The sequence below is a fragment of the Hyphomonas sp. TMED31 genome (assembly GCF_002172815.1).
Classification (GTDB): domain Bacteria; phylum Pseudomonadota; class Alphaproteobacteria; order Caulobacterales; family Hyphomonadaceae; genus Hyphomonas; species Hyphomonas atlantica.
In genome coordinates this window covers 1-26,094 of record NZ_NHCK01000061.1, presented here as the reverse complement: position 1 = coordinate 26,094, position 26,094 = coordinate 1, and the positions used below count along the sequence as shown (strand labels likewise).

Genomic DNA, 26,094 nt, shown 5'->3' with positions numbered 1-26,094 from the left:
GTCAATGCCGGTGCGGAGATCGAAAACCGGGCAATGACGCATGAGGATGTCCTGAAGCGTCTTGCGCGGCTGGAAGACATCTCCATGACCGACACCACCCCCGACGGCGCTGTCACGGCAGTTATCGGCGAAACCATGTCGGCCTTGTCGGTCGCGGATATTGTCGACATCGACGAAGCCCGCAAACGGCTCGACAAGGAACTCGCCCAGCTCGACAAGGACATCACCTCGACCGAGAAGAAGCTGTCGAACGAGAAATTCGTTTCGCGCGCGCCAGCAGAGATTGTCGAGGAAAACCGCGAGCGCATCGTTGACTGGACGGCCCGGCGCGAAAAGCTGAAAGTTGCCCGAAAGGGGCTTGAAGGTCTCTGATCATTGCGGGCATCCTGATCCGGATGAACAGGAGCTTCCCTCATGACCCTTCGCTACCTGATGACCGCTGCGGCGGTCTTGCTGGGCGCTTGCGCCACGCCCACGGCGCCAGAGGCCGAGCCGAACATGCCTGAATGGCGGCTGGTCATTCATGGCGGCGCCGGTGTGATCACGCGCGATGGCATGAGTCCGGAAATGGAGGCGGCCTACACCGCGGCGCTGGAAACCGCGCTTGAAGCCGGGGCTGATGTTCTGCGCTCGGGCGGCAGCGCGCTTGATGCGGTTGAGGCGGCGGTCATCCCGATGGAAGACGATCCGCTGTTCAATGCCGGCTATGGCGCAGTGATGACAGCCAGCCAGGAACACGAACTCGACGCATCGATCATGGATGGTCGCGAGCGAAATGCTGGTGCTGTGGCGGGCGTGAAGCGCGTGCGCAATCCCNTCAAGGCCGCCCGCGCCGTGATGGAGCGGTCCGAACATGTCATGTTCTCTGGGGATGGTGCGGATNCCTTCGCCGAGGGGCAGGGCCTCGACATGGTCGACAATTCCTACTTCTACACGGAGCGTCGGCAGAACGCGTTGGAGCGTGTATTGAAAAACAGGCAGCGTACCGCCGAAGATCGCCACGGCACGGTCGGCGCGGTTGCCATCGACAAGGACGGTAACCTTGCAGCGGCGACGACAACGGGCGGCATGACGGCGAAAGCTGCTGGCCGCGTTGGNGATTCCCCGCTGATCGGCGCGGCGACCTATGCAGAGAATGGCGTTTGCGCCGTTTCTGCGACCGGGCATGGTGAGTACTTCATCCGCGTCGGCGTGGCAAAAACGATCTGCGACCGGGTAAAGCTGGNCGGCGAGACAATTGAACAGGCCTCCNAAACAGCGCTGGGCGAAGTNGCAGAACTGGGCGGCGATGGCGGCGTAATCGTCATCGGCGCGGATGGCACCTTCGCCTTTGTCTTCAATTCGGANGGCATGTACCGGGGCGTCGTTGACCCTTCCGGGGCAAGAACTGCCATCTATGGCGACGATTAGCCTCTTTTCCGCAAAAGGATTGCGCGCTAGGGGCAATCAACACCAAACAGGATAGAACACCCTCATGAGCAAGACCTGGGACAAATCAAGACTGCCCTCCCGCCACGTTACCGAAGGTCCGGAGCGCGCACCTCACCGCAGCTACCTGTATGCAATGGGCCTGTCGACCAAGGACATTCAAAAGCCGCTGGTCGGCGTTGCATCCTGCTGGAATGAGGCGGCCCCGTGTAACACCGCGTTGATGCGCCAGGCGCATGCCGCGTCTGAAGGCGTGAAGAAGGGNGACGGCACGCCACGCGAATTCTGCACCATNACNGTNACCGACGGCATCGCNATGGGCCATGAAGGCATGCGGTCTTCACTGGTCAGCCGTGACACGATTGCGGACTCCGTCGAACTGTCGATGCGTGGCCATTCCTATGATGCGCTGGTCGGCATTGCAGGCTGTGACAAATCCCTGCCGGGCATGATGATGGCCATGCTGCGTCTGAACGTGCCCAGCGTCTTCCTCTATGGCGGCTCCATCCTGCCGGGCTCCTATGAGGGGCGCGACGTGACGGTGCTGGACGTGTTCGAGGCTGTCGGTGCGCATGCGGCCGGGTCCAACTCCATGACGGACGAGAAGCTGCACGCCCTGGAGAAAGTGGCCTGTCCGGGCGATGGTGCCTGTGGTGGCCAGTTCACGGCCAATACTATGGCGTGTGTGTCCGAAGCCATCGGCCTTGCGCTGCCGCTGTCGTCTGCGCTGCCAGCCCCCTACACCGACCGCGATGGCTACGCTGTGGCCAGCGGAGAAGTCGTGATGCAGCTGCTTGAGAAGAATTTGCGCCCGCGGGACATCTGTACGCGCGAAGCTTTCGAGAATGCCGCCATCGTCGTCGCCGCGACGGGCGGCTCCACCAATGCAGCGCTGCACCTGCCTGCCATGGCGCATGAGTGCGGCGTGAAGTTCGATCTCGAAGACGTTGCGAAGATCTTCCAGAAGACACCTTACATTGCCAATCTGAAGCCTGGCGGCGACTATGTGGCCAAGGATTTCGGTGAAGCGGGCGGCGTGCCGATGCTGATGAAGACGCTGCACGAATCCGGTCTGATCAATGGCGATTGCCTCACGGTGACTGGCAAGACCTGGGCGGAATATCTCGAAGATATCGAATGGGATCCGAACCAGAAAGTCATCCACCCGGCGACAGACCCGATCACGCCAACGGGCGGGGTCGTTGGACTGTGGGGATCGCTTGCGCCGGACGGTGCCATTGTGAAAGTGGCTGGCCTGCACGCGCTGCAATTCTCCGGTCCGGCCCGTGTGTTTGATGGGGAAGAAGCCTGCTTCAAGGCCGTCACCAATCGCGAATACAAGGAAGGCGACGTTCTGGTCATCCGCTATGAGGGGCCAAAGGGCGGCCCTGGCATGCGCGAGATGTTGTCGACCACTGCCGCGATCTACGGCCAGGGCATGGGCGACAAGGTGGCCCTCATCACCGATGGCCGGTTCTCNGGCGCGACCCGTGGTTTCTGCATCGGCCATGTTGGTCCGGAAGCGCAGGAAGGCGGCCCGATCGGCCTGATCAAGGATGGTGACATCATCACGATCGACGCCGAGAAGGGCACGATTGATGTGCGCCTGACGCCCGCCGAACTGGAAGATCGCAAGCGCGAATGGAAACCGCGCGTCACGGCCTATGGCTCCGGCGCGTTGCACAAATTCGCAGCGCTGGTTGGTCCGGNCCACAAGGGCGCNACGACCCATCCGGGCTTCGAAGGCGAGCGACACGTCTACGCAGATATCTGACACGGGTTTTACCCGCTACGAATCCAAGCTTAACTGGGGCGGTCTGTTTGCTAGAGGCCGCCCCAGATGACTCAGGATACCCCTCCGATTGATCCCCGCNCAACGCAGNAGCCGGTCGATCCGGATGTGCTGAAGGCCCTGGGCGACCTGCCAGAAGAGTTTCANGGGTTTCCGCGCCTGTTTCAGGATGAGATCCGGCCTGCCTTGCTGACCCGCGAGGCCGAACGTCAGGACGCCGTCGCGAAGGCCCGCCANGCGCGATATGTTGGCATTGCATTGGCCGTGATTGGCGGACTGGCCGGCGCGTTTCTGGTGCGTCACCCTATTGCCGCGATCATCGCGGTCGTTATCGGGATTGGGTATCTTTACTGGGGCGGCCGCGATGTCCGGCGACTGGGGAAGGAGGCGAAGGATTTGATCGTNCTTCCGGTCGTGCGTGAACTGGGTCTCAACTTCACCGCTGANCCCGGCTCGGTTGAGTCGATTTACAAGCATCGCCATGTCCGCACCGTACCCATCTGGGACCGTGCCAGTTATGAGGACCTGCTGACAGGCCAGCGGCACGGCGTCGATTTTGAATTGTTTGAAGCTCATCTGGAGGAGCGGCGATCCTCAACTGATTCCAAGGGGCGCACCCGGACGCATTGGGTGACGGTGTTCAAAGGCCAATGCCTGCGCTTCCAGTTCACGAAAACATTTTATGGCCGCACCCTGATCACGCGGGATGCCGGCTTCTTCAACCGCTTCGGCGGCGGCAAGGGCATGAGCCGGGCGTCGCTGGAAGATCCGGTGTTTGAAAAGATTTTCGAGGTATACACGACCGATCAGGTCGAGAGCCGCTTCCTGCTGACGCCGGATCTGATGCAAAATCTCGTCGATCTGGAGAAAGCCTTTCATGGAGGTCGTCTGAAGGCCTGTTTTGATGGCGGCGAGATGTTCATCACGCTGGAAGGTGGCGACCTGTTTGAGCCGGGCAGCATGTTCAAGCCGCTCGACAGCGTGGACCGCGTGCGGGAGCTGCTTACGGATTTCGCCGCAATCTTCGGGATNATGGACGCNGTGATNATTGGCCGCCGCAATGAAGGCCTGGCCCGCGATCCATCCTGAAATGGGGCGCTTCCGGGGCAGGCGCGTTCAGCTTTGCTTCAGTGACATCCTGCCATAAAGCCGACACGAGAGAGAAAGGCCCCTTCCATGATGAGATCTGTTGTTGCTGCTGCATTGNTTGTTGCTGTTACGCAAACCGCTATCGCCCAGGCGATGACGGCGGCGGACGTTCAGCGCTGCAAGGCAATGGCCGCAACCATGGCCCCAAAGAAGGCTGAGATCGAAGCGTTGCAAGTGAAGCGGGACAAGTTGGCCGAAAGCGTCGAGGCGAAGGGCGAAGCTTGGGAAGATGCGGAGATCCACCGTCTCGCATCGGCCTCCCACGCTGAGAAGGCGGAGCAGAACAAGTCGGCCTACCAGGCAGCGAAGAAAGAGCTGATGGGCACCGAACAGGCCCTGCAGGCACTTGCCCGCCAGTTCAATCAGGACATCGCGTCCTATAATCAGAGCTGTGCGACGGATAAATAACGCCGTAACGTTCTTCACGTCACTCTGGACCTGACCGCCCGTTGGTGCGCATCTGGCCGTTCGCCATCGCACTGACTCGCATTGCCCACNAAAATTCTCATACGTGTCAACGTTGACAACTTGATTTTGATGGGCTCCTTGTTGTGCGATAACATTCGAGGCTACGCTTCGGAATAAGCAGACAAGCGGGCAGGGGGTTGCCTGCCGCGATAAATGGGAGGGCGCGCGGGAATGAGCGACGCATCAACGACTGTAAACACAGATGCAGGACAGGGCAGTTTTGGCCAGGTTCTGTTGATCACCGCCGTCGCCACGATCGGCGGATTTCTTTTCGGCTTCGACTCGGGCGTAATCAACGGAACGGTTGATGGCCTGCGCGTGGCCTTTAATTCACAGGATATCGGCACCGGGTTTAACGTGGCCTCCATGCTGCTCGGCTGTGCTGTCGGCGCGGCACTGGCCGGTACGCTGTCAGATGCCTTTGGCCGCCGTACGATGATGATCGTGGCGGCAGTCTGTTTCATCATTTCGGCTTTCGGGTCCGGTGTTGCGGGATCGTCGACAGAGTTCGTGATCTATCGCGTGATCGGCGGACTGGCCGTCGGCGCTGCCAGCGTCATGTCGCCAGCCTATATTTCCGAGGTTGCTCCGGCGAAGTATCGCGGGCGNCTGTCCTCGATCCAGCAGGTCGCGATCATTAGTGGCCTCTTCATCGCTTTCGTCTCGAACTATCTGATCGCGCAGGCGACCGGTGGATCAGCCATGAATGANTGGNTACTCGGCTTTGAAGCCTGGCGCTGGATGTTCTGGATGGAATTGCTGCCGGCAACCTTCTTCCTCGTCGCCTTGCTGTTCATTCCTGAAAGCCCGCGTTTCCTCGTCGCCCAGGGGTCGACGGATCAGGCGCGTTCGATCCTGACACGTCTCTCCGGCGCAAAAGCGGCGCACCGCAAGGTCGACGAAATCGAAGAGTCGCTCGCCAATGACCACAAGCCATCTCTCAAGGATGCGCTGGGCCAGTTCGGCTTCAAACCAATCGTCTGGGTCGGCATCGGGCTGGCTGTGTTCCAGCAACTGGTCGGCATCAACGTCGTCTTCTACTACGGTGCGGTTCTCTGGCAGGCGGTCGGCTTCTCCGAAAGCGATGCCCTGCTTATCAACATCATCTCCGGGGCAGTCTCCATTGTGGCTGTGATCATCGCGCTTCTGCTGATCGACCGGATCGGCCGCAAGCCGCTGCTCTGGGTCGGCTCCGTTGGCATGACGGTCACNCTGGCACTGCTCGTGGTCTGTTTCTCCAATGCGGTCACGGTGGATGGCGCCGTCAGCCTGCCGGGCAGCTATGGCTTGATCGCCCTGTTGTCAGCGAACGCCTATGTTGTGTTCTTCAACGCATCCTGGGGCCCGGTCATGTGGGTGGCGCTCGGTGAGATGTTCCCGAATCAGGTGCGCGGCGCGGGTCTCGCCATCTCNGGCTTTGCTCAGTGGATTGCCAACTTCGCCATCACGATGACCTTCCCGATCATGCTGGCAACGGCTGGTATCGGTCTGGCTGGTGCGTATGGCTTCTATGCCGTGTGCGCGCTGATCTCGGTCTTCTTCGTGTTCAAGGCGGTCCGCGAGACCAAGGGACTCGAGCTTGAGGAAATGCAGGGCTAGGGCCCTTCGACCATTCCGCCCTCGCCGGACGTTCGGCGAGGGCGATTTTTACAAATCAACAAGGGAGGTCGCGATGGCCAAGGCTGTCCGGAAATCGTCAATCATTTCACTGCTGGGTGGCGTCGCCTGTGTGGCATTGGTTGCCGCCTGCGCAAACACACCGATAGAGGCCGAGACGACTGAAACGCTGACTGTTGCCGAACCGGTGCAAACCGCGTTGATGACTGAACGCGATCTTGTCGTGACGCCGGAGCTATGGCCGGAGATTACGGTTCCCGCACTCGACCCGGCGATTGAGGCGCAGATCGACGACATCATGTCGAAGATGACTCTGGAACAGAAGGTGGGCCAGGTGATTCAGGCGGACAGCGACAGTGTCACGCCGGAAGATGTGAAGACATACCGTCTCGGCTCTGTGTTGAGCGGCGGCAGCTCCGCGCCCGGCGATGAGGCCTTCGCGCCGATGGATGCCTGGATCGCTGCGGCCGATGCCTATTGGGAGGCCTCCGTCGACCCGGAAGGCGTCGAGATTGCAATTCCGATCATCTGGGGCATTGATGCCGTCCACGGCCATGCCAACCTCGCCGGGGCGACCATCTTTCCGCACAATATCGGCCTTGGCGCCGCGAACAATCCGGACCTGATCGAAGATATTGCCCGCATCACGGCAGAAGAGTTGATCGTGTCCGGTCATGACTGGACCTTTGCGCCCACCATTGCCACGCCGCGCGATGATCGCTGGGGACGGACCTATGAAGGATATTCCGAAAGCCCGGAAATCGTCCGCGAATATGCCGAACGGATCGTCTACGGACTACAGGGGCGCCCCGGTGATGAAGACTTCCTCGGTAATGGTCGGGTGATCTCTAGCGCGAAGCACTATGTTGGCGATGGCGGCACAATGGACGGCATCGACCAGGGTGAAACGCAGGCGACCGAACAGCAGATCATCGACATTCACGCACAGGGATATTTCACCGCGCTCGAAGCCGGTGTGCAGACNGTNATGTCGTCCTTCTCAAGCTGGCAGGGCGTGAAGATGCATGGCAGCCACGCCATGCTGACCGAGGTTCTGAAAGACCGTATGGGCTTCACCGGATTNGTTGTGGGTGACTGGAATGGTCATGGCCAGGTACCAGGTTGTACGAATACGGACTGCCCGCAATCTCTGAATGCCGGCCTCGACATGTATATGGCGCCGGACAGCTGGCGTGGCCTGTATGACAGCACGCTGCAGCACGTGAAGGATGGCAACATCCCGATGGAACGCCTTGATGACGCCGTGCGCCGCATCCTGCGTGTGAAGCTCGCCTATGGCATCTTCGACAAGCCGGCACCAAGCGCGCGTCCGGGCGCAAATGATGAAAGCCTGCTCGCCACGGATGAAGCGCGCGAAGTGGCTCGCCGCGCAGTGCGGGAATCGCTTGTCCTCTTGAAGAACAATGACAATCTCCTGCCTCTGTCCACAGACCAGACCGTTCTGGTTATCGGCGATGGCGCAGACAGCATCACGAAGGCCGCTGGCGGCTGGACCCTGTCCTGGCAGGGCGGCGGATATGAGAACAGCTATTTCCCGAATGGTGAATCCATTCTCGAGGGCATCGAGAAGGCGCTGCTGCCAGGTGGCGGCACGCTTGTCTTCGACCCTTCCGGGGAATCGGATGTGGACGCCGATGTCGTGATCGCCGTCTATGGCGAAAACCCGTATGCTGAAGGCATCGGTGACATCCGTACGATGGATTTCGTACCGAATGGCTTTGACACCGAGACGCTGGAAACCTTCAAGGACAAAGGCGTGCCGGTTGTATCGGTCTTCCTGTCCGGGCGTCCGCTCTGGGTGAATCCAGAGATCAATGATTCCGACGCATTCGTTGCGGCCTGGCTGCCGGGCTCTGAAGGGGGCGGTATTGCAGACGTCCTGTTCCAGACGGAGCCGGAGCATGACTTCACAGGGCGTTTGTCTTTCTCGTGGCCAGCCTCCGCACAGCCGGGCCTGCTGAACTCTGAAGATGCGCCGTATGAGCCATTGTTCGCCTATGGCTACGGCCTCAGCTATGGCGACACCGCGACCAATCTCGGCGAGTTGAGCGAAGACCCTGGCCTGTCGGAAGACCTGCAAGGCAATGCAGATCCACGGACGCTGTTCAAGCGCGGTCGTCCCGGTGATCGCTGGAGCGCGCTGCTTGCTTTTGAAGGGTCGTATACGACGCTTCCAGCCGGTGCAACGGAACTGGCCGGTCTCTCTGTCTCACGGACAGACTATGAGATTCAGGAAGATGCGCTGGTCATGTCATGGTCCGAGCCATCAGGCGCGCTCTATATCGGCTCCTTCGCGAACGCTGTCGATTTGAGCGATGCGGGCGAAGCCGGTCTGGATATCGTCTTCGCGGCCAAAGTGCCGGATGGCGGCGAGCACAAGCTGGCGATCAGCGGCTCCTGCGATCAGAGTGGACAGTGCGAGACGGTTGAGGTCTTCACGGTTACCGGAGACGAGTGGGCAGAGTATCGTGCGCCAACGGCCTGCATGGGTCTGACCAATCTTGAACACGTCGATATTCCGGCTGTGATTGGAACGGTTGAGGCAGGCACGGTCGCGATTGCGGATGTCCGGCTTGAGCCATCGACCGGAGATGTGGAGTGCGCTGAGCAATAGGCGCTTTCCCACAAGGGAATATAAAGGCGGCCCAGTTCCGGGCCGCCTTTTTTTGGTTAGTCGGACGATCCGTTTTGGGCGTAGACGCCGAACAGCGTGCCGACGAAGCCGCCCGCCTTGTCCGTGCTGAGGATGGTCCCATCCTGCTCCAGCGCAACGGATTGCCAATTGCCTTCCGTGCCGGATTGGTAGAAATCGAGTTCCGGCCCCCGCGCCACGATCTTGAGCTTCAGCGGCTCGCCATTGCCTGAGGCAGCGGGGACTTCTGCCACGACTTCGCCCGTCTCTGGCATGTCGTCGCCAAATCGCTTGCGCAGCCGCACCACAGGCGTGCCATCTGCGTCCACACTTGCGCCGAGCGTGTAATAGGCCGCATCATTCTGGAAAGCCGCGATACCAGCCTCCGCGCCGGGGGCGCGGGCGGTGAAGGAGACTTCGGTCACCGCCTCGGCATTGGTGTGCTGCTGGCGTCGTCCCAGAAAGTTCGGTTGTCCGGCCGTGCCAATCGGTTCCGCGTCCGGCGACAGGAAAAGATTTCCTCCGCCCAGTCGATACCATTGCTCAGAGGGCGTGCGCACCATCAGCCAGTGCATCGGCAGTGCCGCTTCATCAAACTCATCCGTGTAGGTGAAGTTTCCGGTCAGGGGCAGCGGGCCGGGCGATTGAGCGGGCAAGGCCGGGCGCTCTACCACATAAGACATCACTTCGCCGGGCTCGGTAATGCGTGGCGCGCCATTCTCCCAGGTAACCGGCATCAGGAAGGTTTCCCGCCCGGTATTGTATTCATTTCCTTGATAGGGGCGCGTCCCCAGGAAGACAGCCCACCAGTTTCCGTCATCATCCTGCGTGAAGTCCACATGTCCGACAGATGTGATCGGGTTCGGGCGATCTTCAGGCAGGTCGCGCTGCGTGAGNACAGGATTGTCCGGATGCGGTGTAAAGGGGCCCATNGGNGAGTCAGCCGTCAGGACGACCTGGGAATGCTGTGGTCCGGTGCCGCCCTCTGCCGCGCTGAGATAATAGGTGCCGTCCACCTTGTAGAGGTGCGGNCCTTCGATCCAGACGGGCTGTTGTGAGAGGTCCACGCCGCCATTTACCGCGACCACGGCCTCGCCAATCGGCTCGAAGGTTTCCGCGTCGACTTCACGAATCCAGATCGCGCGGTGGCCTTCATAGAGCGGTTCACCTTCCGGCGCATCATTGTTCAGAATGTAGACTTTGCCATCCTCATCAAAGAAGANCGACGGGTCGATCCCNCCGACATGGGGCAGCCATTGCGGATCAGACCAGGGGCCGGCCGGATCCCTTGCNGTGACGATGAAATTGCCGCCGCAATCCACACATGTATTGATCACGTAGAANAAGCCATCGTGAAACTCGATCGTCGGGGCGAATACGCCTCGGGATACGGTCAGCCCGGANAAGTCCAGCATGTCTGGCCGATCAATCACATTTCCAATCTGCGTCCAGTTCACCAGATCCTGGCTGCGGAAAATCGGGATGCCCGGGAAATGCGTGAAGGAGGAGTTTACAAGGTAATACTCCGTATCCACCTTAACGATGCTTGGGTCTGGATAATATCCAGCGAGGATCGGATTGCGGGCCTGATTCTCCTCAAGCGGCGCATCAAACACCGGATCGTTTCCGGAGTAGGTGAAATAGGAAAAGCTCGCATCAGATGTTTCNGTGACGGTCTGCTGGGTGGGCGCATCCGGCGCGCCGCAGGCCGTCANCATTGCCAAAGCTATGGCAAGCGCGCTGGCGGCGGCAGGGCGTGAAATGGGGCGGTCGGTCATCTGTTTGGGCTCCCTNATGCTCGTGTCCGGTCTGGACCCGGTTTCTGATCTGGCTATGATAGCGTTATCATAATTACGATGCCAAGGCCGAAAAGGTCGATGAGCCCAAGGGAGGAAACATGACTCGACTCACCAGACGCCACACGCTCGCCATGCTGGCATCCGCAGCCGGCACCGCCGCGTGCGCGACACCGGAAAGCGTGACATCTGCCCGTTCAGGGGAAACACCCCCGCTGAAAGACCTCGCGGCGGCAAAAGGCATTCGCTTCGGCACGTCCATGGATGCCCGCGAAGTCAATCAGGCTGAATACCTCGACATCGTCCTGCGCGATTGCGCGGTGATCGTGGCCGAGAATGAGCACAAGATGTATACCATCCAGCCAACCCCCGATGCGATGAATTGGGTGCCCGGCGATACACTTGTGAATTTCGCCAAGGCAAACGGGCTGGGCATGCGGGGGCACACGCTGATCTGGCAACATCCCGACTGGTTGCCGGATTGGGTCAATCAAAAGCAATTCGCCAGCGCCGCTGAGGCCGAAGCGCTGCTGGGCGGCTATATCGAACGCGTCGCCTCTCGCCATTCAGACTTCATCTATTCCTGGGATGTGGTGAACGAGACCATCGACCCGGAAACGGGGGATATTCGCGAAACCTCTTTCACGCGTGCGATGGGCGCGAATGTCCTGGACTTCGCCTTCCATTCCGCCCGCGCCGCGGCGCCGAATGCCACGCTGGCCTACAATGATTACATGAGCTGGGAACCGAGCCATGAAAAACATCGTTCCGNCGTGCTGCGTATCCTCGAACGGNTGAAGCGCAATGGCGCGCCAATTGATGCGCTCGGCATCCANAGCCATTCCAATGATGCCCCGCCATCGGCGTTCACNGCCACCCAGCAGAAGATCTGGCGGGCCTTCGTGGAAGAGGCGATCGGCATGGGGCTCGATATCTATCTCACTGAATTCGACGTGAATGATTCCATGATGGTGCCCGGAATTGCCCAGAGGGATCGGGAAATCGCGGCCTTTACGCGCGACTATCTCGACATGATGTTCAGCTATGAGCAGACAAAGGATCTTCTCGTCTGGGGCATCGCTGACAATCACAGCTGGCTTCAGGGCTTCAAGCCCCGCGAAGACGGGATCGCGAAGCGTCCAACCCTGTATGATTCCGACTATCGCCCGAAACTCATGCACGATGCCGTTGCAGCGGCGCTGCGTGCGGCACCTGTTCGGGCCTAGGGTGCGACACGACTCGCCATCTGCCTGAATCGTCTTGTAAAAATTACAGAAACCGTTTGATGTTCATAGTTGAGAATATGCGCGATAATTGAGGAACAGCGGGTAGTGCGACCCGCTGAGGGAAGAGAATAAAAAGAATGGCCGAAAAAATTTCAAAGTCGGGACGCCGGCAACACGCAACCATCAAGGAAGTGGCGGAACTCGCCGGAGTGTCCCAGATGACCGTGTCGCGCGTCCTGAACCGGCGCGATGTTGTGCGGGAGGCCACCCGTGCACGCGTCGAAGAGGCAATTCGCGAGCTCAAATACCGGCCCAATTTGCTCGCGCGCAGTCTGGCAGGCGGCAACTCGCTATTCATCGGCATGATCTTCAACAATCCCAGCAATTCATATCTCAGCGAATTGCTGATCGGCGCAATGAACCGCTGCCGCGAGGCGGGGCACCATTTGGTGCTGGAAGATTTCTCCTCCTACAAAGAGCCTGAAGATGTCGACGAACTCGTCGGCCGNGTCAGCGGCGCCGGGCTGGACGGCATCCTCGTCGTGCCCCCGCTCAGCGAAGATGACCTGCTCCTGTCCAAGCTGGATGAAGTTGGCATTCCCTGTGTCCTGATCGCGCCGCGCACACGGTCCGGGTCCGGCACCAGCCTGTCGATCGATGACGAGGCCGCTGCAAAGCAGATGACAGAATACCTGATTGAGCGAGGCCACAAGCGCATCGGATTCGTGATCGGTGCGGAAGACCAGATCTCGTCCCATCGCCGCTATAGCGGGTTCCAGATGGCGATGGCGGAGGCCGGGCTTGAGATNGACCCNGACCTCGTGCGNCGGGGTCGCTTTACCTATCGCAGTGGCATGGAAGCGGCCGACCGGATGCTCGATATGGCAGACGCGCCAACGGCCATCTTTGCGAGCAATGATGACATGGCGGCAGGTGTGATCGCTTCCGCTTTCCGGCATGGCAAACGTGTGCCCGAAGACATTTCCGTTGTCGGCTACGATGACACACCGATTGCCAGCGCGATCTGGCCACAGCTCACAACCGTGCGCCAGCCGATTGCCGAAATGGGCTATCAGTCAGTGGACCTNCTCGCCTCATTCATCGGGGACGAGGATCAGGCAGGCAAGGACCTGCACCCGGTTCTGGATGTCGCAATCATCGAACGCGATTCCGTCAAGCGCGTCAGNTAGCGCAGTCAGACAGCACTGATTTTAAGCGATATTTTTGCAGAAAGCGTCTCGCCTGGAGACAGGGTTTTCAGGCCGGTGACGTCTGCNGNATGCNNGNTGTTCACCGCGTCGGGCGCATGGCTGACNGGCTCGACGCAGAAGAAATCCTGCCCCGGCGGCGCGTAAACGACGACATGACCCAGCGCGGGGTCTGATGTCATATCAACGCGCAGGCGGCGGCCTGGCCACTCCATTTCCGCGCNCGGTGTCGCTACTGTGTAGGCATTGTCGAGATCAAGCTGGTCGACCACGCGCCAGTCCGTCAGGTCTTCTGCCGGGGTTGGCTGGGTCAGCTGATCCGGGATCATGCCGGTCTCTGCTTTCCAGATGCGATCCACGGCCACCTTCACGCGCGCGTCCTGGCGCGGAAAATAGGGATGCCAGCCGAAGCCTGCGGGCATCAACTCGTCTGACTTGTTGGTGAGGGACAGGGTCAGTTCCAGCCCGTCTTCCAGCAGTCGAAAGTCCTGTTCGGCACGATAGCGCCAGGGCCAGTCGCCGCGTTCATACTCGAACACGAGGCGCGCGCGCGCCTCATCACTGTCTGCCACCCGCCACGCGCTCAGCCAGGCTTGGCCATGAATGGCGTGCGTCTCGGGCAGGAAGTTCGGCTGCAGCGCCACACGGCGGTCCTGCCATGTGAAGTGCCCATCCGAGATTCGGCCTGAAAACGGGAAGAGGGGGAAGCCAGCGGTCTCAAGCGGGCTTGGCTCTGCATCCGGGGACAGGGGGCGCAACACGTCCTCTCCATTGTGCCTCAGCGCACCCACACTGCCGCCAAGGCCGGGCAGGAGCGTCAAAGTCAGGGGTCCATTTTCAAGTAAAAGCTGCGCCAGCGCAGGGGAATCAGCCACTGCGGGTCTCCCATATTGTTCTGTTTGNCGCTAAAAAGCATGAGAACGCTAACATGAAAAGGCGCATCGGCTNCTCTCTTGGANTGGGATGCGACAGANTTGCGAGTTTTTCCGAATTGATCTTGCGCTCTTGAGGTGGCAGATATGNAATGATAGCGTTATCATTTACGAGCNGTCGCGTTCAGATCGACTGCCAGGGAGGACATTGGANACGTGTTTCTNGGGATTGATATTGGCACATCCAGCGTCAAGGCGGCGTTGATCGATGAGGCGGGCCGGCAGATCGAAGTCAGCCAGGCAGANCTNCCGATCTCGCGNCCGAAGCCNCTATGGTCNGANCAAAACCCGTCCGACTGGTGGACGGCCACCAACATGGCCGTTGCCAAGCTGGACGTGAACCGTCGCCACAAGGTGAAAGCCATCGGCCTGTCAGGTCAGATGCATGGCGCGACGTTGCTCGACAAATCCCTTGCGCCNATCCGTCCGGCCATTCTCTGGAATGATGGGCGCAGCTTTGATGAGTGCCGCGAATTGCAGGAAAACACGCCNGCNTTTGTCGAGAAGGGTGGCAATCTCGTCATGCCGGGGTTCACTGCGCCGAAGCTCGAATGGGTTCGCCGTCATGAGCCTGAGGCCTTNGAAAAAGTCGCAAAAGTCCTGCTGCCGAAAGATTACGTCCGCTTGCGGATGACAGGNGAGCTTGCATCCGACATGTCGGATTCGTCCGGAACACTCTGGATGGATGTGGCNGAGCGGACATGGTCTGAAGAATTGCTCGCCGCGTGCGGCCTGACCGTCGACCAGATGCCAAAACTCTATGAAGGCCACGAAGTGACTGGCATCCTGCGCCAGGAGGCGGCTGAGGCATGGGGCATGGATCGCGTCCCGGTCGTCGCCGGGGGCGGGGACAATGCCGCCGGTGCGGCGGGCGTCGGCGTGATTGACGAGGGTGAGGCGCTGCTCTCGCTCGGCACATCCGGTGTCATCTTCGTTGCAGGCAACACATTCCGTTCCAACCCTCAGTCTGCGGCGCATGCCTTCTGTCATGCCCTGCCGGAGCGTTGGCACCTCATGTCGGTCATGTTGAGCGCCGCAAGNTGNCTCGACTGGGCCGTCAAACTGACCGGGACATCCGATGCGGGTGAACTTGTGCGCCTTGCGCAGACAGAGGCGGGCCTGACCGGGCCTGAATTCTTCCTCCCCTATCTGTCTGGCGAACGCACACCTCACAATAATCCTCACGCGTCGGGTGTCCTGTTTGGTCTTACCCATGATTCCGGGTCCGCACAGATCGGGCAGGCCGTGCTGGAGGGCGTTGCCTTCGGNATGGCAGANGGCTTCCGGGCATTGGTCGAGTCCGGCGTTGATGTGCATTCCATTTCCGTCATCGGCGGCGGGGCGCAGTCCACCTATTGGGGACGCATCCTGTCAGCCGTTCTGGATCGTCCGATGGTTTACCGCGATGGCGCGGCGACCGGGCCGGCCTACGGCGCGGCGAGACTGGCCCGTTATTCGGTGCTGGGCGGATCGATCGAAGAAATGTTTGAAGCGCCCGAAGTGCTGCAAATCGTCGAGCCGAAGGAAGCAGACATCCACAAGCTCGCCCCGAAATATGAGAAATTCGGTACTTTGTACCGTACCCTGAAAGATACCTTCTAAGGAGATATGACCAATGGCTGACGGACAGATCAAAGTGGACGGTGACCCCGTNTTCAAGGGCATTGACCCGATCAAGTTTGAAGGACCAGACAGCGACAATCCGCTGGCCTACCGCTATTACAACAAGGACCAGATGGTCATGGGCAAGCGGATGGAAGACCATNTGCGCATGGCGGTTTGCTACTGGCACACCTTCTGCTGGGACGGCTTTGACGTTTTCGGCGGTGGCACGTTCAATCGCCCCTGGCATGGCGCCGCGAATGACCGCGCCGCAGCCGATGCGAAGATGGCCGCAGCCTTTGAATTCTTCAGCAAGCTGGGCCTGCCTTACTANTGCTTCCACGATGTCGACGTCACNGAAGAGTCAGCGACGCCGAACGAGCTGTCGAACAATTTCAAGCGCCAGGCCGATCGCCTTGCNGCCTATCAGGAAGCCACCGGCGTCAAGCTGCTCTGGGGCACCGCAAACCTGTTCAGCAATCCTCGCTTCGGGGCCGGCGGCCTGACCAATCCAAACCCGGAAGTCGCGGCCTGCGCCGTGCGTCAGGTGCGTGACTGTCTGGAAGTGACTGAAGCGCTTGGCGGTGAGAACTATGTGCTCTGGGGTGGCCGTGAAGGTTATGACACGCTCCTGAACACAGACCTCGACCGTGAGCTGAGCAATTTCGGCCGCTTCCTGGCGATGGTTGTGGACCACAAGCACAAGATCGGTTTCCAGGGCAAGATCCTGATCGAGCCGAAACCGCACGAGCCAATGTACCATCAGTATGATTTCGACTCGGCAACCGTATACGGATTCCTCAAGCGGTTCGGTCTTGAGAACGAAGTCCATGTGAACATNGAGCCAAACCACGCCACACTCGCAGGCCACAGCTTCGCGCACGAAATCGCGACAGCGGTGTCACTCGGCATCATGGGCTCGATCGACATCAATTGCGGCAACTACCAGAATGGCTGGGATACGGACCAGTTCAATCTGGACGTTCGTGACATCACGCTGGCACTGATCGAATTGCTGCCGTCCGGTGGCCTCGACACAGGCGGCTTCAACTTCGACGCCAAGGTACGTCGCCAGTCGAGCGAAGTGGAAGACCTGTTCCACGCACATGTCGGCGGNGTGGACGCGCTTGCGCGGGCGCTGCTCTCCGCGGCGGACATTCTGGAGAAGGGCGAACTCGCCAAGCTCAAATCNGAGCGCTATGCCGGTTGGGAGAATTCCGACCTCGGCAAGCTCATGCTGTCGGAAGGCGCCAGCCTCGAAAGCATTGCCAACAAGGCAGCCGAATCGGGCCTCAACCCGTCTCATACGAGCGGCCGCCAGGAAATGCTCGAAAACCTGGTGAACCGCAGCCTGAAATAGTCAGGACAGTANCGGGCCTTGCCAGCGGGGTGCCCCGATTGGCAAGGCCTTGTCACTGCAGGGACAAAAACGCTAGATTTGGCCACCATGCCTTCATGAGTGGTCGGATCGGCCTGCGGCTGTCGCAGGCAGTGAGGCCGTTTGGCTCCTGAAGGCTCCACCCAAGGAGCCGCAATGACTGACGGACTGAAAACACAACGGGCCACCGGCAACGTCCGGCCCGCCACAATCATCGACGTGGCGCGCGAGGCCGGGGTGTCTTTCAAGACGGTCAGCCGGGTGCTCAACGGCGAAACCAATGTNCGCGAAGAAACACGCGTCAAAGTNCTCGAAGCGGTCAAGACGCTCAACTATCGCACCAATCACAATGCCCGGAATTTACGCGCGCGCCACAGCCAGATCATCTGCCTGTTCTACGCAAACCCCTCCCGCAACTATATCGGCGAAGTTCAGCTCGGCGCGCTCCAGCGCTGCCAGGCCTATGGCTACAGCCTCATCACGGAAGATTGCAGCGACAATCATNCTTCGCTTCTNGCCTTGCGCGCAGAAACCAAGCTGGCCGGCGCCATTCTCACGCCGCCACTTTCGGATGACGACAAGCTGATCTCGGAATTACAGGACCGGGGCATTCCCTTCGTCCGCATCGCGCCCGCCGAAGATGTCGAGCATGGGCAGGANGTCGCCATAGATGACGCCGCCGCCGCGCGTGAGATGACNAACTACCTCATCAAGCTCGGCCATCGCCGCATCGGCTTCATCAAGGGNGCAGACACACACGCCCAGGCGCGTCGGCGTTTTGCCGGATATTGCCANGCGCTCGCTGAGGCGGGAATCATCAAGGTGCCCGACCTGATCCAGGATGGCGACTTCACCTTCGATTCCGGTGTGCTCGCCGCTGAGAAAATGCTCGGGCAGGACCGTCGACCCACGGCGATCTTCGCCAGCAATGACGACATGGCGGCTGGCGTCCTTGCCGTTGCNTATCGCAAGCAGATCAACGTTCCGCGACAGCTTTCCGTGGTNGGGTTCGACGACACGCCGCTGGCCACCACGATCAGCCCGTCGCTGACGACGATCTACCAGCCAAGCCGTGAACTCGCCGCAGAGGCTGTCAGCATGTTGCTGGAAGAGGCGTCTCCAAACGGCGACACTCCGCGACACAAGCTGCTCGATTATCGACTGATGTTNCGCGAATCGACCGCAGCGCCAAAGGACTGACGCGCAAATCGCGAGTTCCCCAGACTGCCGCTTTCGTGTAAGTCGCGCGGCGATGACCCAGATCAAGCCTCTCCCGCATATCGCCCAGACCAAGCCCTATGTGCCCGGTGGCAAACTCGCCGGCGCCACAGGCCCCGTGATCATGCTTGCTTCGAACGAGAACCCGTTCGGGCCGAGCCCCAAGGCTATCGAGGCCATGAAAGCCGTAGCAGGCGATGTGCATGTCTATCCCGATCCNGAATACCGCGCCTTGCGGGAAACGATCGCNGAGGCAACAGGAATCGCNGATGCGAGCCGTGTGGTGGTCTCTGCGGGGTCCGATGAGATCATCCACCTTCTGACGCAAAGCTATGCCGGGCCGGGCGACGAAATCCTGTTCACCGAGCACGCCTTTTCCATGTANCGCGTTTCNGCNNTNTCGCANGGCGCAACGCCNGTGACNGTNCCGGANACNGATNTGACCGCNGGCGTNAANGCCATNCTNGGCGCGGTNTCTGAGCGGACAAAGATCCTGTTCCTCGCGAACCCGAACAACCCAACGGGCACCATGATGCCCGTCGAGGCGCTGAAGCAGTTGCAGGACGCGCTCCCGCCGCACGTGCTGTTCGTGGTCGATGGGGCNTANGCCGAATATGTCGGACCGGATTATGAGGCGCAGATNCGNGACCTNGTNGACNGCAAGGCCAACACCGTGATGATGCGCACNTTCTCNAAGATCCACGGCCTTGCCGCGCTGCGTTTGGGCTGGGCNTACATGCCGGAAGAAATNGCGGCGACTTACCAGCGTATCCGCGGCCCCTTCAATGTGAACGGCCTCGCCGTCGCTGCCGGCATGGCGAGCATTCGCGACGCTGACTTCCTGACAAAAAGCCGGGATCACAATTCTGAATGGCGCACCCGCATGANGGAGGCGCTGAATGCAATGGGGCTTCCCACGCCGCAAAGTGATGCGAATTTCATCCTGCCGGATTTCGGCACGGCCGAGCGCGCGAGTGGGGCGAATGATTTCCTCAAGGCGCGCAGCATTCTGGTGCGTGCGGTCGGCGGCTACGGNCTGCCGTCACGTCTGCGCATTACGGTTGGCTCAGCTGAGGACAATCAGGCCGTTCTGGCCGCCTTGTCGGATTTCACCGCGTCACACTGATATTGTCGATCAGACGCGTCTTGCCGAGCCAGGCTGCGCCGAGCAGGCGAGCAACCGTTCCGTGGGGCAGGGGCGCGTCTGGCAGGTCTTCCAATGAAGCGGGATCGACCAGNCTGACATAGTTCATCTCACGAAAGCCTGACGCCATGATCAGGTCGCGGGCCTCCTGAAGCACGTCAGACGGCATCGCGCCGATGGACAGGCGCATGGCTGCGCGGTGAAGCGCGGCCTGCATCGCTCCGGCTGCGCGGCGCTCTTCCGGCGACAGGTAGAGATTGCGCGACGACTGGGCCAGGCCATCGGCGTCGCGCGTCGTTTCCCCGCCAAGAACCTCAATGGGAAAGCCAAGGTCCTTCACCATGCGGCGGATGATCTGGAGTTGCTGGTAATCCTTTTCGCCGAACACGGCGACATCCGGCTGAACATGCAGGAACAGGCGCGCCACGACCGTGGCCACACCATAGAAGAAGTGGGGGCGGTAAATGCCATCCAGCAGNTCCGACATTTGCTCGACACGCACATTGGTGCGCGTGCCCTCCGGATACATTTCCTCGACTGTNGGCAAATAGACCAGGTCGCAGCCNGCCGAATCGAGTTTTGCCCNATCNGCCGATTCGTCCCGGGGATAAGTGTCGAAATCCTCGCCCGGTGCGAACTGTGTGGGGTTCACGAAGATGCTNGCGATGGTNTTNGTGGCATGTCGGCCGGCTTTTTCCACAAGAGAAAGATGTCCGCCATGCAGGGCNCCCATCGTCGGAACAAATCCAATAGTTTCACCGGCTTGGCGCCATGCCCGAACCTGTTGTTGCAATTCGGCGCGCGAGCGAACGGCTGCCGTTAACTTACCTGTCGTCGAATTCACTATGAAAACTTCCCGTCTGAGGATTGTTTAAAACACTCTGCCAGAGGATTTCGTAAACGCGTTGTTAACCCATTCGGAGGAATTTCTAACTCATGACACATCGCATTCTCGCTCCGCTTAAAACCTTCGCGCTTTCTATCGGTCTCCGACTGGCTGCAGGCAAGTCCAGGGAAGCTGTAACGGCCATGCCAGAGCCGATTACAGAGTATCTGAACCCGTCGGTCGACGAGTGGATGTTTGACCGCGATGGCAGCCCGGTCACCGAATCTGCCGAGCTGTATTCCCGTGATCTGGGCCGTGTCTCCNACACGCTCTCCAGCCTCCGTGGCCTGTTGACCGACATTGCGGCGCACGCCCCCGTCAGCGCTGAGCTGCCGATGCAGGCTGCGTTCGGTCCGATCATGTCTGACGATGTTCTCTTCGATGGCGAGCCGATGGCTGCACATTACGGCGAAGCGCCGCTGGAAGATGCCGACCTGTTCATGGATGTGATCAGCAGAGGCAAGCCGGCCAGCGCCGAGATGTCCCACGTCGCCTGAACCCTGAATTGCTGAAATACCCCTGAAGGAGTCGCCCGTAATGCCCGCTGATGGATTCGCACCGCTCGAAACGGTAAGCGGCCCGGACCTGTCAGCGCAGCAGCGCGAGGCCCGTGTCATTGTCGTGGGCAATGAAAAGGGCGGTGCAGGCAAGTCCACGGTGTCAATGCATTTGTCGGTCGCTTTGATGCGGATGGGCAAGAAAGTCGGCGTCATCGACCTCGACGTGCGCCAGCGCAGCCTGACGCGTTATCTCGAAAACCGCCTGCGCTGGATGCAGTCCACCGGTGCGAAGCTTCCAATGCCGGAAATCGTGCGTGTGGATGCCTCGACAGAGCGCGATCTCGACAAGGCGGAGTCCGAAGAAACCCAACGCTTCCTCAGCAGTGTAGCGCGCCTGAAAAAGGCGTGTGACTTCATCATCATCGATGGTCCGGGAGGCGACACNTATCTGTCCCGACTGGCGCATGTGAATGCAGACACGCTGATCACGCCGCTGAATGACAGCTTTGTGGATTTTGACCTGCTGGGCGATGTGAACCCGCAGACGCTGGAAGTTCTGCGTCCGAGTTTCTACTCCGAAATGGTCTGGTCCTGCCGCAAGAAGAAGGCGCAGACCTCGCGTCGTCCGATTGACTGGATCGTGATGCGCAACCGCATGTCNCCGCTGGCTGCACGCAACAAGGAACGCGTCGGTGAGGCGCTGACGAATCTTTCGAAGCGGATCGGTTTCCGCCTCGCGCCCGGCCTGTCAGAGCGTGTGATCTACCGCGAACTCTTCCCGGCCGGCCTGACCCTGCTGGACCTGACAGAGAAGGGCTCCAACGTATCCTTCACGATGAGCCATGTCGCAGCGCGTCAGGAAATGCGCGACCTGCTGATCATCCTGCAATTGCCGGAACTGGTCGGGGCAGAAATCGAGTTCTGATCTCCGGACACAACAGATTTTGCGATTGGCCAGCCTTCGGGCTGGCCTTTCACGTTTCTGGGCCGCACACTCCTGCAAAAACAGGAGGACGCAGATGGTATTCAACAATAGCGACTGGCTGGCACAGGTTCAGGAAGACATCATCGACCCTGACCGCGAAATCGTCGATCCGCATCATCATCTCTGGCCCCAGNCCGANATGCACTACAACGTGCCGGAATTCCTGAGCGACCTGACCAGNGGGCATAAGATTGTGCAGACCGTTTTCATGGAATGCGGCGCGGCGTACCGCGAAGACGGGCCAGACCATCTGAAACCCGTCGGTGAAACAGAATTCATCGTTGCGGCGGCGGAGCAGATGAAGACGAAAGGCGGACCCTATATCGCGGGCATAGTTGGCCATGCTGACCTGCGCAGTTCGCATCTGGAAGAGGTGCTGCAGGCCCACATGGAGGCCGCCAAGGGGCTCTTCCGCGGTATTCGCCACGCTGGCTCGCGCGACACGAGCGGCGCGACGTTGCGCATTCCCGGCCGGGCGCCGGAACGCCTTTATGCGGATGATGATTTCCGCCGCGGAGTTCAGCTGCTGGGGGAGCATGGCCTGTCCTATGACACCTGGCACTATCACCACCAAAACCGCGATTACCTCGATCTTGTGAAGGCGGTTCCGAACACGACGATGGTGCTCGACCATTTCGGCACGCCCATCGGAATCGGACCCTATGCCGACAAGCGCGAGGAAATTTTCGAACAATGGCAGGACGATATGGCCGACCTTGCGCATTGCCCGAACGTGGTCGCCAAGCTGGGCGGTCTCGCCATGCCCGACAATGGCTGGGGTTGGCACGAGCGGGAGACGCCGCCGACCTCGGACGAGTTCGTGGAGGCGCAGGCGCGCTATTATGATCACATGATCGATTGCTTCGGCGCGGCGCGATGCATGTTCGAGAGCAATTTCCCGGTCGACCGCTGGTCGCTCAGCTATTCAGTCTTGTGGAACGGGCTGAAGAAGATTGCCGCAAAATATTCGGAAGTGGAGCAGCGCGCCCTGTTCAGCGAAACCGCCCGACGCATCTATCGGCTGTAGGCGCGTCTAGGCAGGCCGCACCAGAGCGCCTATAGCGCCGATATGGCAGTTTTTCCTTTCGAAATCTCCGCCACTGAGGGCAAGGCCCGGACTGGCGTTCTGAAAACACCGCGCGGCGACATTCGCACGCCGGCCTTCATGCCTGTCGGCACAGCCGGCACGGTGAAGGCGCTCTACATGGATCAGGTGAAGGATGCCGGGGCGGATATCATCCTCGGCAACACCTATCACCTGATGCTGCGACCGGGCGCTGAGCGCGTGCAGCGTCTTGGTGGCTTGCATGCTTTTGCGCACTGGAATGGTCCGATGCTGACCGATAGTGGCGGCTTTCAGGTCTGGTCGCTGGCGCAGCTGCGCAAGATGGATCCGGATGGGGTGACCTTCCAGAGCCATATTGATGGCTCCACTCATCGGCTGACGCCCGCGCGCAGCATCGAGATTCAGGCGGACCTGCTTGGTGCCGATATCTCCATGCAGCTGGATGAATGCACAGATTATCCCTGTACCCATGAAGAGGCCGAGCGCAGTCTCGATTTGTCGCTGGACTGGGGCCAGCGTTCGNTGGANGCCTTCGGTGACCGCGACGNGCAGACCCTTTTNGGAATTATTCAGGGGTCGAACTATGCNGACCTNCGGGAGAAATCCGCCANNGGGGTCGTCTCGCAAGGTTTTGGTGGTNTCGCGCTTGGCGGTCTTGCCGTAGGAGAGGGGCATGATCAGATGTGCGCCACGATCGACATGACGGTCCCGCATCTGCCGGATCATCTACCGCGTTATGTGATGGGCGTCGGAAAGCCGATTGACCTGGTCGAGAGCGTTGCGCGCGGGATCGACATGTTTGACTGCGTGTTGCCGACCCGGTCAGGGCGTCATGGTCAGGCCTGGACCTGGGATGGGCCGGTGAACGTGAAGAATGCGCGTTTTGCCGAAGACGTGTCTCCGCTGGATGAGGCTGTGAACTGCCCGGCGAGCCAGGACTATTCCCGCGCNTACTATCACCACCTGTTCAAGGCCGGTGAGTATCTCGGGCCGATGCTGCTCAGCTGGCACAATACCGCGTTCTTCCAGGCGCTGATGCAGGAAATCCGCGCCTCCATCGCCGAAGGNCGGTTTGAGGCGCTGCGCACGCGTTTGCAGACAGCCTGGGCGTCGACGAAATCTAGTCCGAAGGATGAACGGGCGTAAGATTGTNCAGCTGCTTCTGCTNGTAGGCNTCATAGGCGGCGGGCTCGTTCGGGGCNGTGGGGGCATCCCCCTTATAGGTAACNGCTGTGGGGTCCCGCTTTGCNGTAAANTCCGGCCGGGCGGGCAGGGGGCAATCCTTGGCCAGTCCCATTCCTTTCAGGTAGGCGCGCTGCTGNGCGCCGATCTTGAAGGCGGTGTTGTATTTCTTCTCATAGCTTTCNGCGCCGGTGGCCTTGCGCACGATGCCGCGGAACGGGATCAGACCACGCGCCTCTGACGCAATCGCGNCCAGCGTGGCGTCTGACGCAGAATCAGCAAGTTTCTCGGTGCGCAGCCGCTCGTCAGGAACAGGCGTNTCCCAGTCAGGGCCAAGCACCGCGTCGAGTGCCGCNATCTGCGCCGTGATNTGTTNGCAGGTCATTTCCTGCGGCAGNTTGTAGGGGCTTTCGACGCCTTTCAGGATNTCNGGAATNGGCTGGCGGCGCAGATTCAGATCTTCCAGCGGAGANAGGGCCGCNTCGCCNAGGCCGTCACGNGTCTGGGTGTAGGCGCTGCCGGCAGCGTCTCCGACATTTTCCGTCAGATTGCCATCCGAATCAGTCTTCTGCTGAACAGGTGCAGGCTGGCTGGCGCAGGCGCCAACCAGAAGAATCACAGGAATTAGGGGCCATATACGTCTCATCTGGCGAGGGTGATGCGAAAATTGTGGCGACTTCAAGCCATAGGGTGCAAGAGGCGGTTGACCCGACCGTTCTGGTCGCCTAAATCGCGCGTTCCGGCGTGCCCTTAGCTCAGTCGGTAGAGCAACTGACTTTTAATCAGTAGGTCACAGGTTCGACCCCTGTAGGGCACACCATTCTTTCCTTCCGTTGACGCGTAGCGGCAAAAAATCGATCGAGGGTCGATTTCCGGATCGGAATGCCTGACGCCCCAGCGAAGACTTTTTTCCAATTACGACCATTTAACAACCCGACCGTTAGAACCGTCGGAACATCCATGCTGTTCGGCCCGTTGGTTTTCTGAAAGGAGACCATCATGAGCAAGTACGAGACAGATATTGATCCCCAGCGCCGAAACGATTTGAGCCAACAGCGCGGAGAGGGCGAAACGCCCGGACGCGATGACACCAACCAGGCAGGCTTTCGCGAAACCGCTGACCAGCCCCGAGACGGCGAACATGGCTTCCTGAGAGATGACGGCCAGAAAGATCGCCCGGATGCCCCCGGCACGGCAGCAGAGCGCGCCCAACGTCTCGACGAAGGCAACAATCCGGTCCTGATGCCCCGCGATGGCCGCCACCCTAATGCCCCTGGGACGCTGAATGCAGACGCGGGCGCTGAGGCGACCAAGGCTGGCGCCAAGACGCCCGCGCCGGATACGCAGGAGCTGGAAGACGCTTATTCACAGAATGATCCTGGCGTCGAAACCAAGCAATAGTGCAGCATGAAAAGCCGGACCGGGTAATTGCCCGTCCGGTTTTTGCCTGATCGGTCCTTGGCGGATGGAGCGAAGCTCCGTTGGCTGGGGCCGTTTTGGTATGTTGGATGGAATTGGGTGGCCCCGTGTGCACGCGGGAGCGCCGTCCATCCGCCGGGAGCCTTGAAGACGAGCCAGATTTCGTCCTGTGGGGCTCCAGACCTTTTAATGGCCGGCGCAATCGCCAGAAAAGCCGACCAAGCTCATGATAGCTCCAGGGCCCACGCGCCGGATTGGGACGGCAGGGCGCATTGTTATCGTACCCAAAAATCCTGAGAGTGCGGGGGATTGCGACAGCTGGATCATTGTTTGACGAAAGCGCACCGGCTAAGTCTTCGGCGCAGAAAGGATGCGCTGATGGACAGGGACACGCGAATTGCGGTTCGGGACCGGTTGCTGGCACGTCTGAGAACGGGCGACCCGC

Annotated in this window: 18 protein-coding genes, 1 tRNA gene and 1 pseudogene; 17 read left to right on the top strand and 3 right to left on the bottom strand. The window is 60.1% G+C overall.

What is annotated here, in order from left to right; translation table 11 throughout:
- The 6 genes and pseudogenes from CBB91_RS09435 to CBB91_RS09410 form a co-directional block, all read left to right on the top strand.
- Positions 1-372, top strand: a pseudogene (locus CBB91_RS09435) (valine--tRNA ligase); the annotation flags it as partial.
- Between the two features lie 42 nt (positions 373-414).
- Positions 415-1,410 (top strand): isoaspartyl peptidase/L-asparaginase, encoded by a 996-nt coding sequence (locus CBB91_RS09430; RefSeq protein WP_273013743.1) that lies wholly within the window; start codon positions 415-417, stop codon positions 1,408-1,410.
- Between the two features lie 64 nt (positions 1,411-1,474).
- Positions 1,475-3,202, top strand: coding sequence for a dihydroxy-acid dehydratase (gene ilvD, locus CBB91_RS09425; protein WP_273013741.1), 1,728 nt, complete (start codon positions 1,475-1,477; stop codon positions 3,200-3,202).
- 66 nt (positions 3,203-3,268) lie between these two features.
- Positions 3,269-4,309 carry a DUF3137 domain-containing protein gene (locus CBB91_RS09420; RefSeq protein ID WP_273013739.1) on the top strand — a complete coding sequence of 347 codons (1,041 nt, stop codon included), beginning with the start codon at positions 3,269-3,271 and terminating at the stop codon, positions 4,307-4,309.
- Between the two features lie 699 nt (positions 4,310-5,008).
- The gene (locus CBB91_RS09415; RefSeq protein WP_273013738.1) at positions 5,009-6,436 is read left to right on the top strand and encodes a sugar porter family MFS transporter; all 1,428 of its coding nucleotides are present in this window, start codon (positions 5,009-5,011) and stop codon (positions 6,434-6,436) included.
- A gap of 73 nt (positions 6,437-6,509) precedes the next feature.
- The gene (locus tag CBB91_RS09410) at positions 6,510-9,089 is read left to right on the top strand and encodes a glycoside hydrolase family 3 protein (protein ID WP_273013736.1); all 2,580 of its coding nucleotides are present in this window, start codon (positions 6,510-6,512) and stop codon (positions 9,087-9,089) included.
- Between the two features lie 56 nt (positions 9,090-9,145).
- Here CBB91_RS09410 and CBB91_RS09405 read toward each other — a convergent pair whose 3' ends face one another.
- Positions 9,146-10,885 (bottom strand): glycoside hydrolase family 43 protein, encoded by a 1,740-nt coding sequence (locus CBB91_RS09405; RefSeq protein ID WP_273013734.1) that lies wholly within the window; start codon positions 10,883-10,885, stop codon positions 9,146-9,148.
- 119 nt (positions 10,886-11,004) lie between these two features.
- Between CBB91_RS09405 and CBB91_RS09400 the strand changes: the two genes are divergently transcribed.
- Both CBB91_RS09400 and CBB91_RS09395 read left to right on the top strand, forming a co-directional pair.
- Positions 11,005-12,129, top strand: coding sequence for an endo-1,4-beta-xylanase (locus CBB91_RS09400; protein ID WP_273013732.1), 1,125 nt, complete (start codon positions 11,005-11,007; stop codon positions 12,127-12,129).
- A 137-nt stretch (positions 12,130-12,266) separates the two neighbouring features.
- Complete coding sequence (locus CBB91_RS09395; protein ID WP_273013730.1) at positions 12,267-13,319, top strand: LacI family DNA-binding transcriptional regulator; 1,053 nt, start codon at positions 12,267-12,269, stop codon at positions 13,317-13,319.
- Between the two features lie 5 nt (positions 13,320-13,324).
- Here CBB91_RS09395 and CBB91_RS09390 read toward each other — a convergent pair whose 3' ends face one another.
- A complete protein-coding gene (locus tag CBB91_RS09390) occupies positions 13,325-14,212 on the bottom strand; it encodes an aldose 1-epimerase (RefSeq protein WP_273013728.1) in 888 nt (295 codons plus the stop codon).
- Between the two features lie 213 nt (positions 14,213-14,425).
- On the opposite strand from CBB91_RS09390, the gene xylB reads away from it, so the two are divergent.
- The 4 genes from xylB to CBB91_RS09370 all read left to right on the top strand — a co-directional run bounded on the left by xylB (position 14,426) and on the right by CBB91_RS09370 (position 19,593).
- Complete coding sequence (gene xylB, locus CBB91_RS09385) at positions 14,426-15,871, top strand: xylulokinase (RefSeq protein WP_273013726.1); 1,446 nt, start codon at positions 14,426-14,428, stop codon at positions 15,869-15,871.
- Between the two features lie 13 nt (positions 15,872-15,884).
- On the top strand, positions 15,885-17,231 hold the full coding sequence (gene xylA / locus CBB91_RS09380) for a xylose isomerase (protein ID WP_273013724.1): 1,347 nt from the start codon (positions 15,885-15,887) through the stop codon (positions 17,229-17,231).
- A gap of 174 nt (positions 17,232-17,405) precedes the next feature.
- Entirely contained in the window at positions 17,406-18,449 is a 1,044-nt protein-coding gene (locus CBB91_RS09375; protein ID WP_273013722.1) for a LacI family DNA-binding transcriptional regulator, read from the top strand.
- 52 nt (positions 18,450-18,501) lie between these two features.
- Positions 18,502-19,593 (top strand): histidinol-phosphate transaminase, encoded by a 1,092-nt coding sequence (locus CBB91_RS09370; RefSeq protein ID WP_345906793.1) that lies wholly within the window; start codon positions 18,502-18,504, stop codon positions 19,591-19,593.
- Here the strand turns inward: CBB91_RS09370 and panC are convergent.
- Positions 19,577-20,455, bottom strand: a complete 879-nt coding sequence (gene panC / locus CBB91_RS09365; protein ID WP_273013720.1) for a pantoate--beta-alanine ligase — start codon at positions 20,453-20,455, stop codon at positions 19,577-19,579. The two genes, CBB91_RS09370 and panC, sit on opposite strands and share 17 nt — an antisense overlap.
- Positions 20,456-21,034: 579 nt before the next feature.
- On the opposite strand from panC, the gene CBB91_RS09360 reads away from it, so the two are divergent.
- The 5 genes from CBB91_RS09360 (at position 21,035) to CBB91_RS09340 (ending at position 25,631) form a co-directional block, all read left to right on the top strand.
- On the top strand, positions 21,035-21,922 hold the full coding sequence (locus CBB91_RS09360; protein ID WP_051602708.1) for a division plane positioning ATPase MipZ: 888 nt from the start codon (positions 21,035-21,037) through the stop codon (positions 21,920-21,922).
- Positions 21,923-22,016: 94 nt separating this feature from the next.
- On the top strand, positions 22,017-23,009 hold the full coding sequence (locus CBB91_RS09355) for an amidohydrolase family protein (RefSeq protein WP_273013719.1): 993 nt from the start codon (positions 22,017-22,019) through the stop codon (positions 23,007-23,009).
- Positions 23,010-23,051: 42 nt separating this feature from the next.
- Positions 23,052-24,194 (top strand): tRNA guanosine(34) transglycosylase Tgt, encoded by a 1,143-nt coding sequence (tgt, locus tag CBB91_RS09350; protein ID WP_273013718.1) that lies wholly within the window; start codon positions 23,052-23,054, stop codon positions 24,192-24,194.
- 780 nt (positions 24,195-24,974) lie between these two features.
- Positions 24,975-25,050 (top strand) — tRNA-Lys (locus CBB91_RS09345).
- A 179-nt stretch (positions 25,051-25,229) separates the two neighbouring features.
- Positions 25,230-25,631 (top strand): hypothetical protein, encoded by a 402-nt coding sequence (locus CBB91_RS09340; protein ID WP_273013716.1) that lies wholly within the window; start codon positions 25,230-25,232, stop codon positions 25,629-25,631.
- The last annotated feature ends 463 nt before the right edge of the window (positions 25,632-26,094 follow it).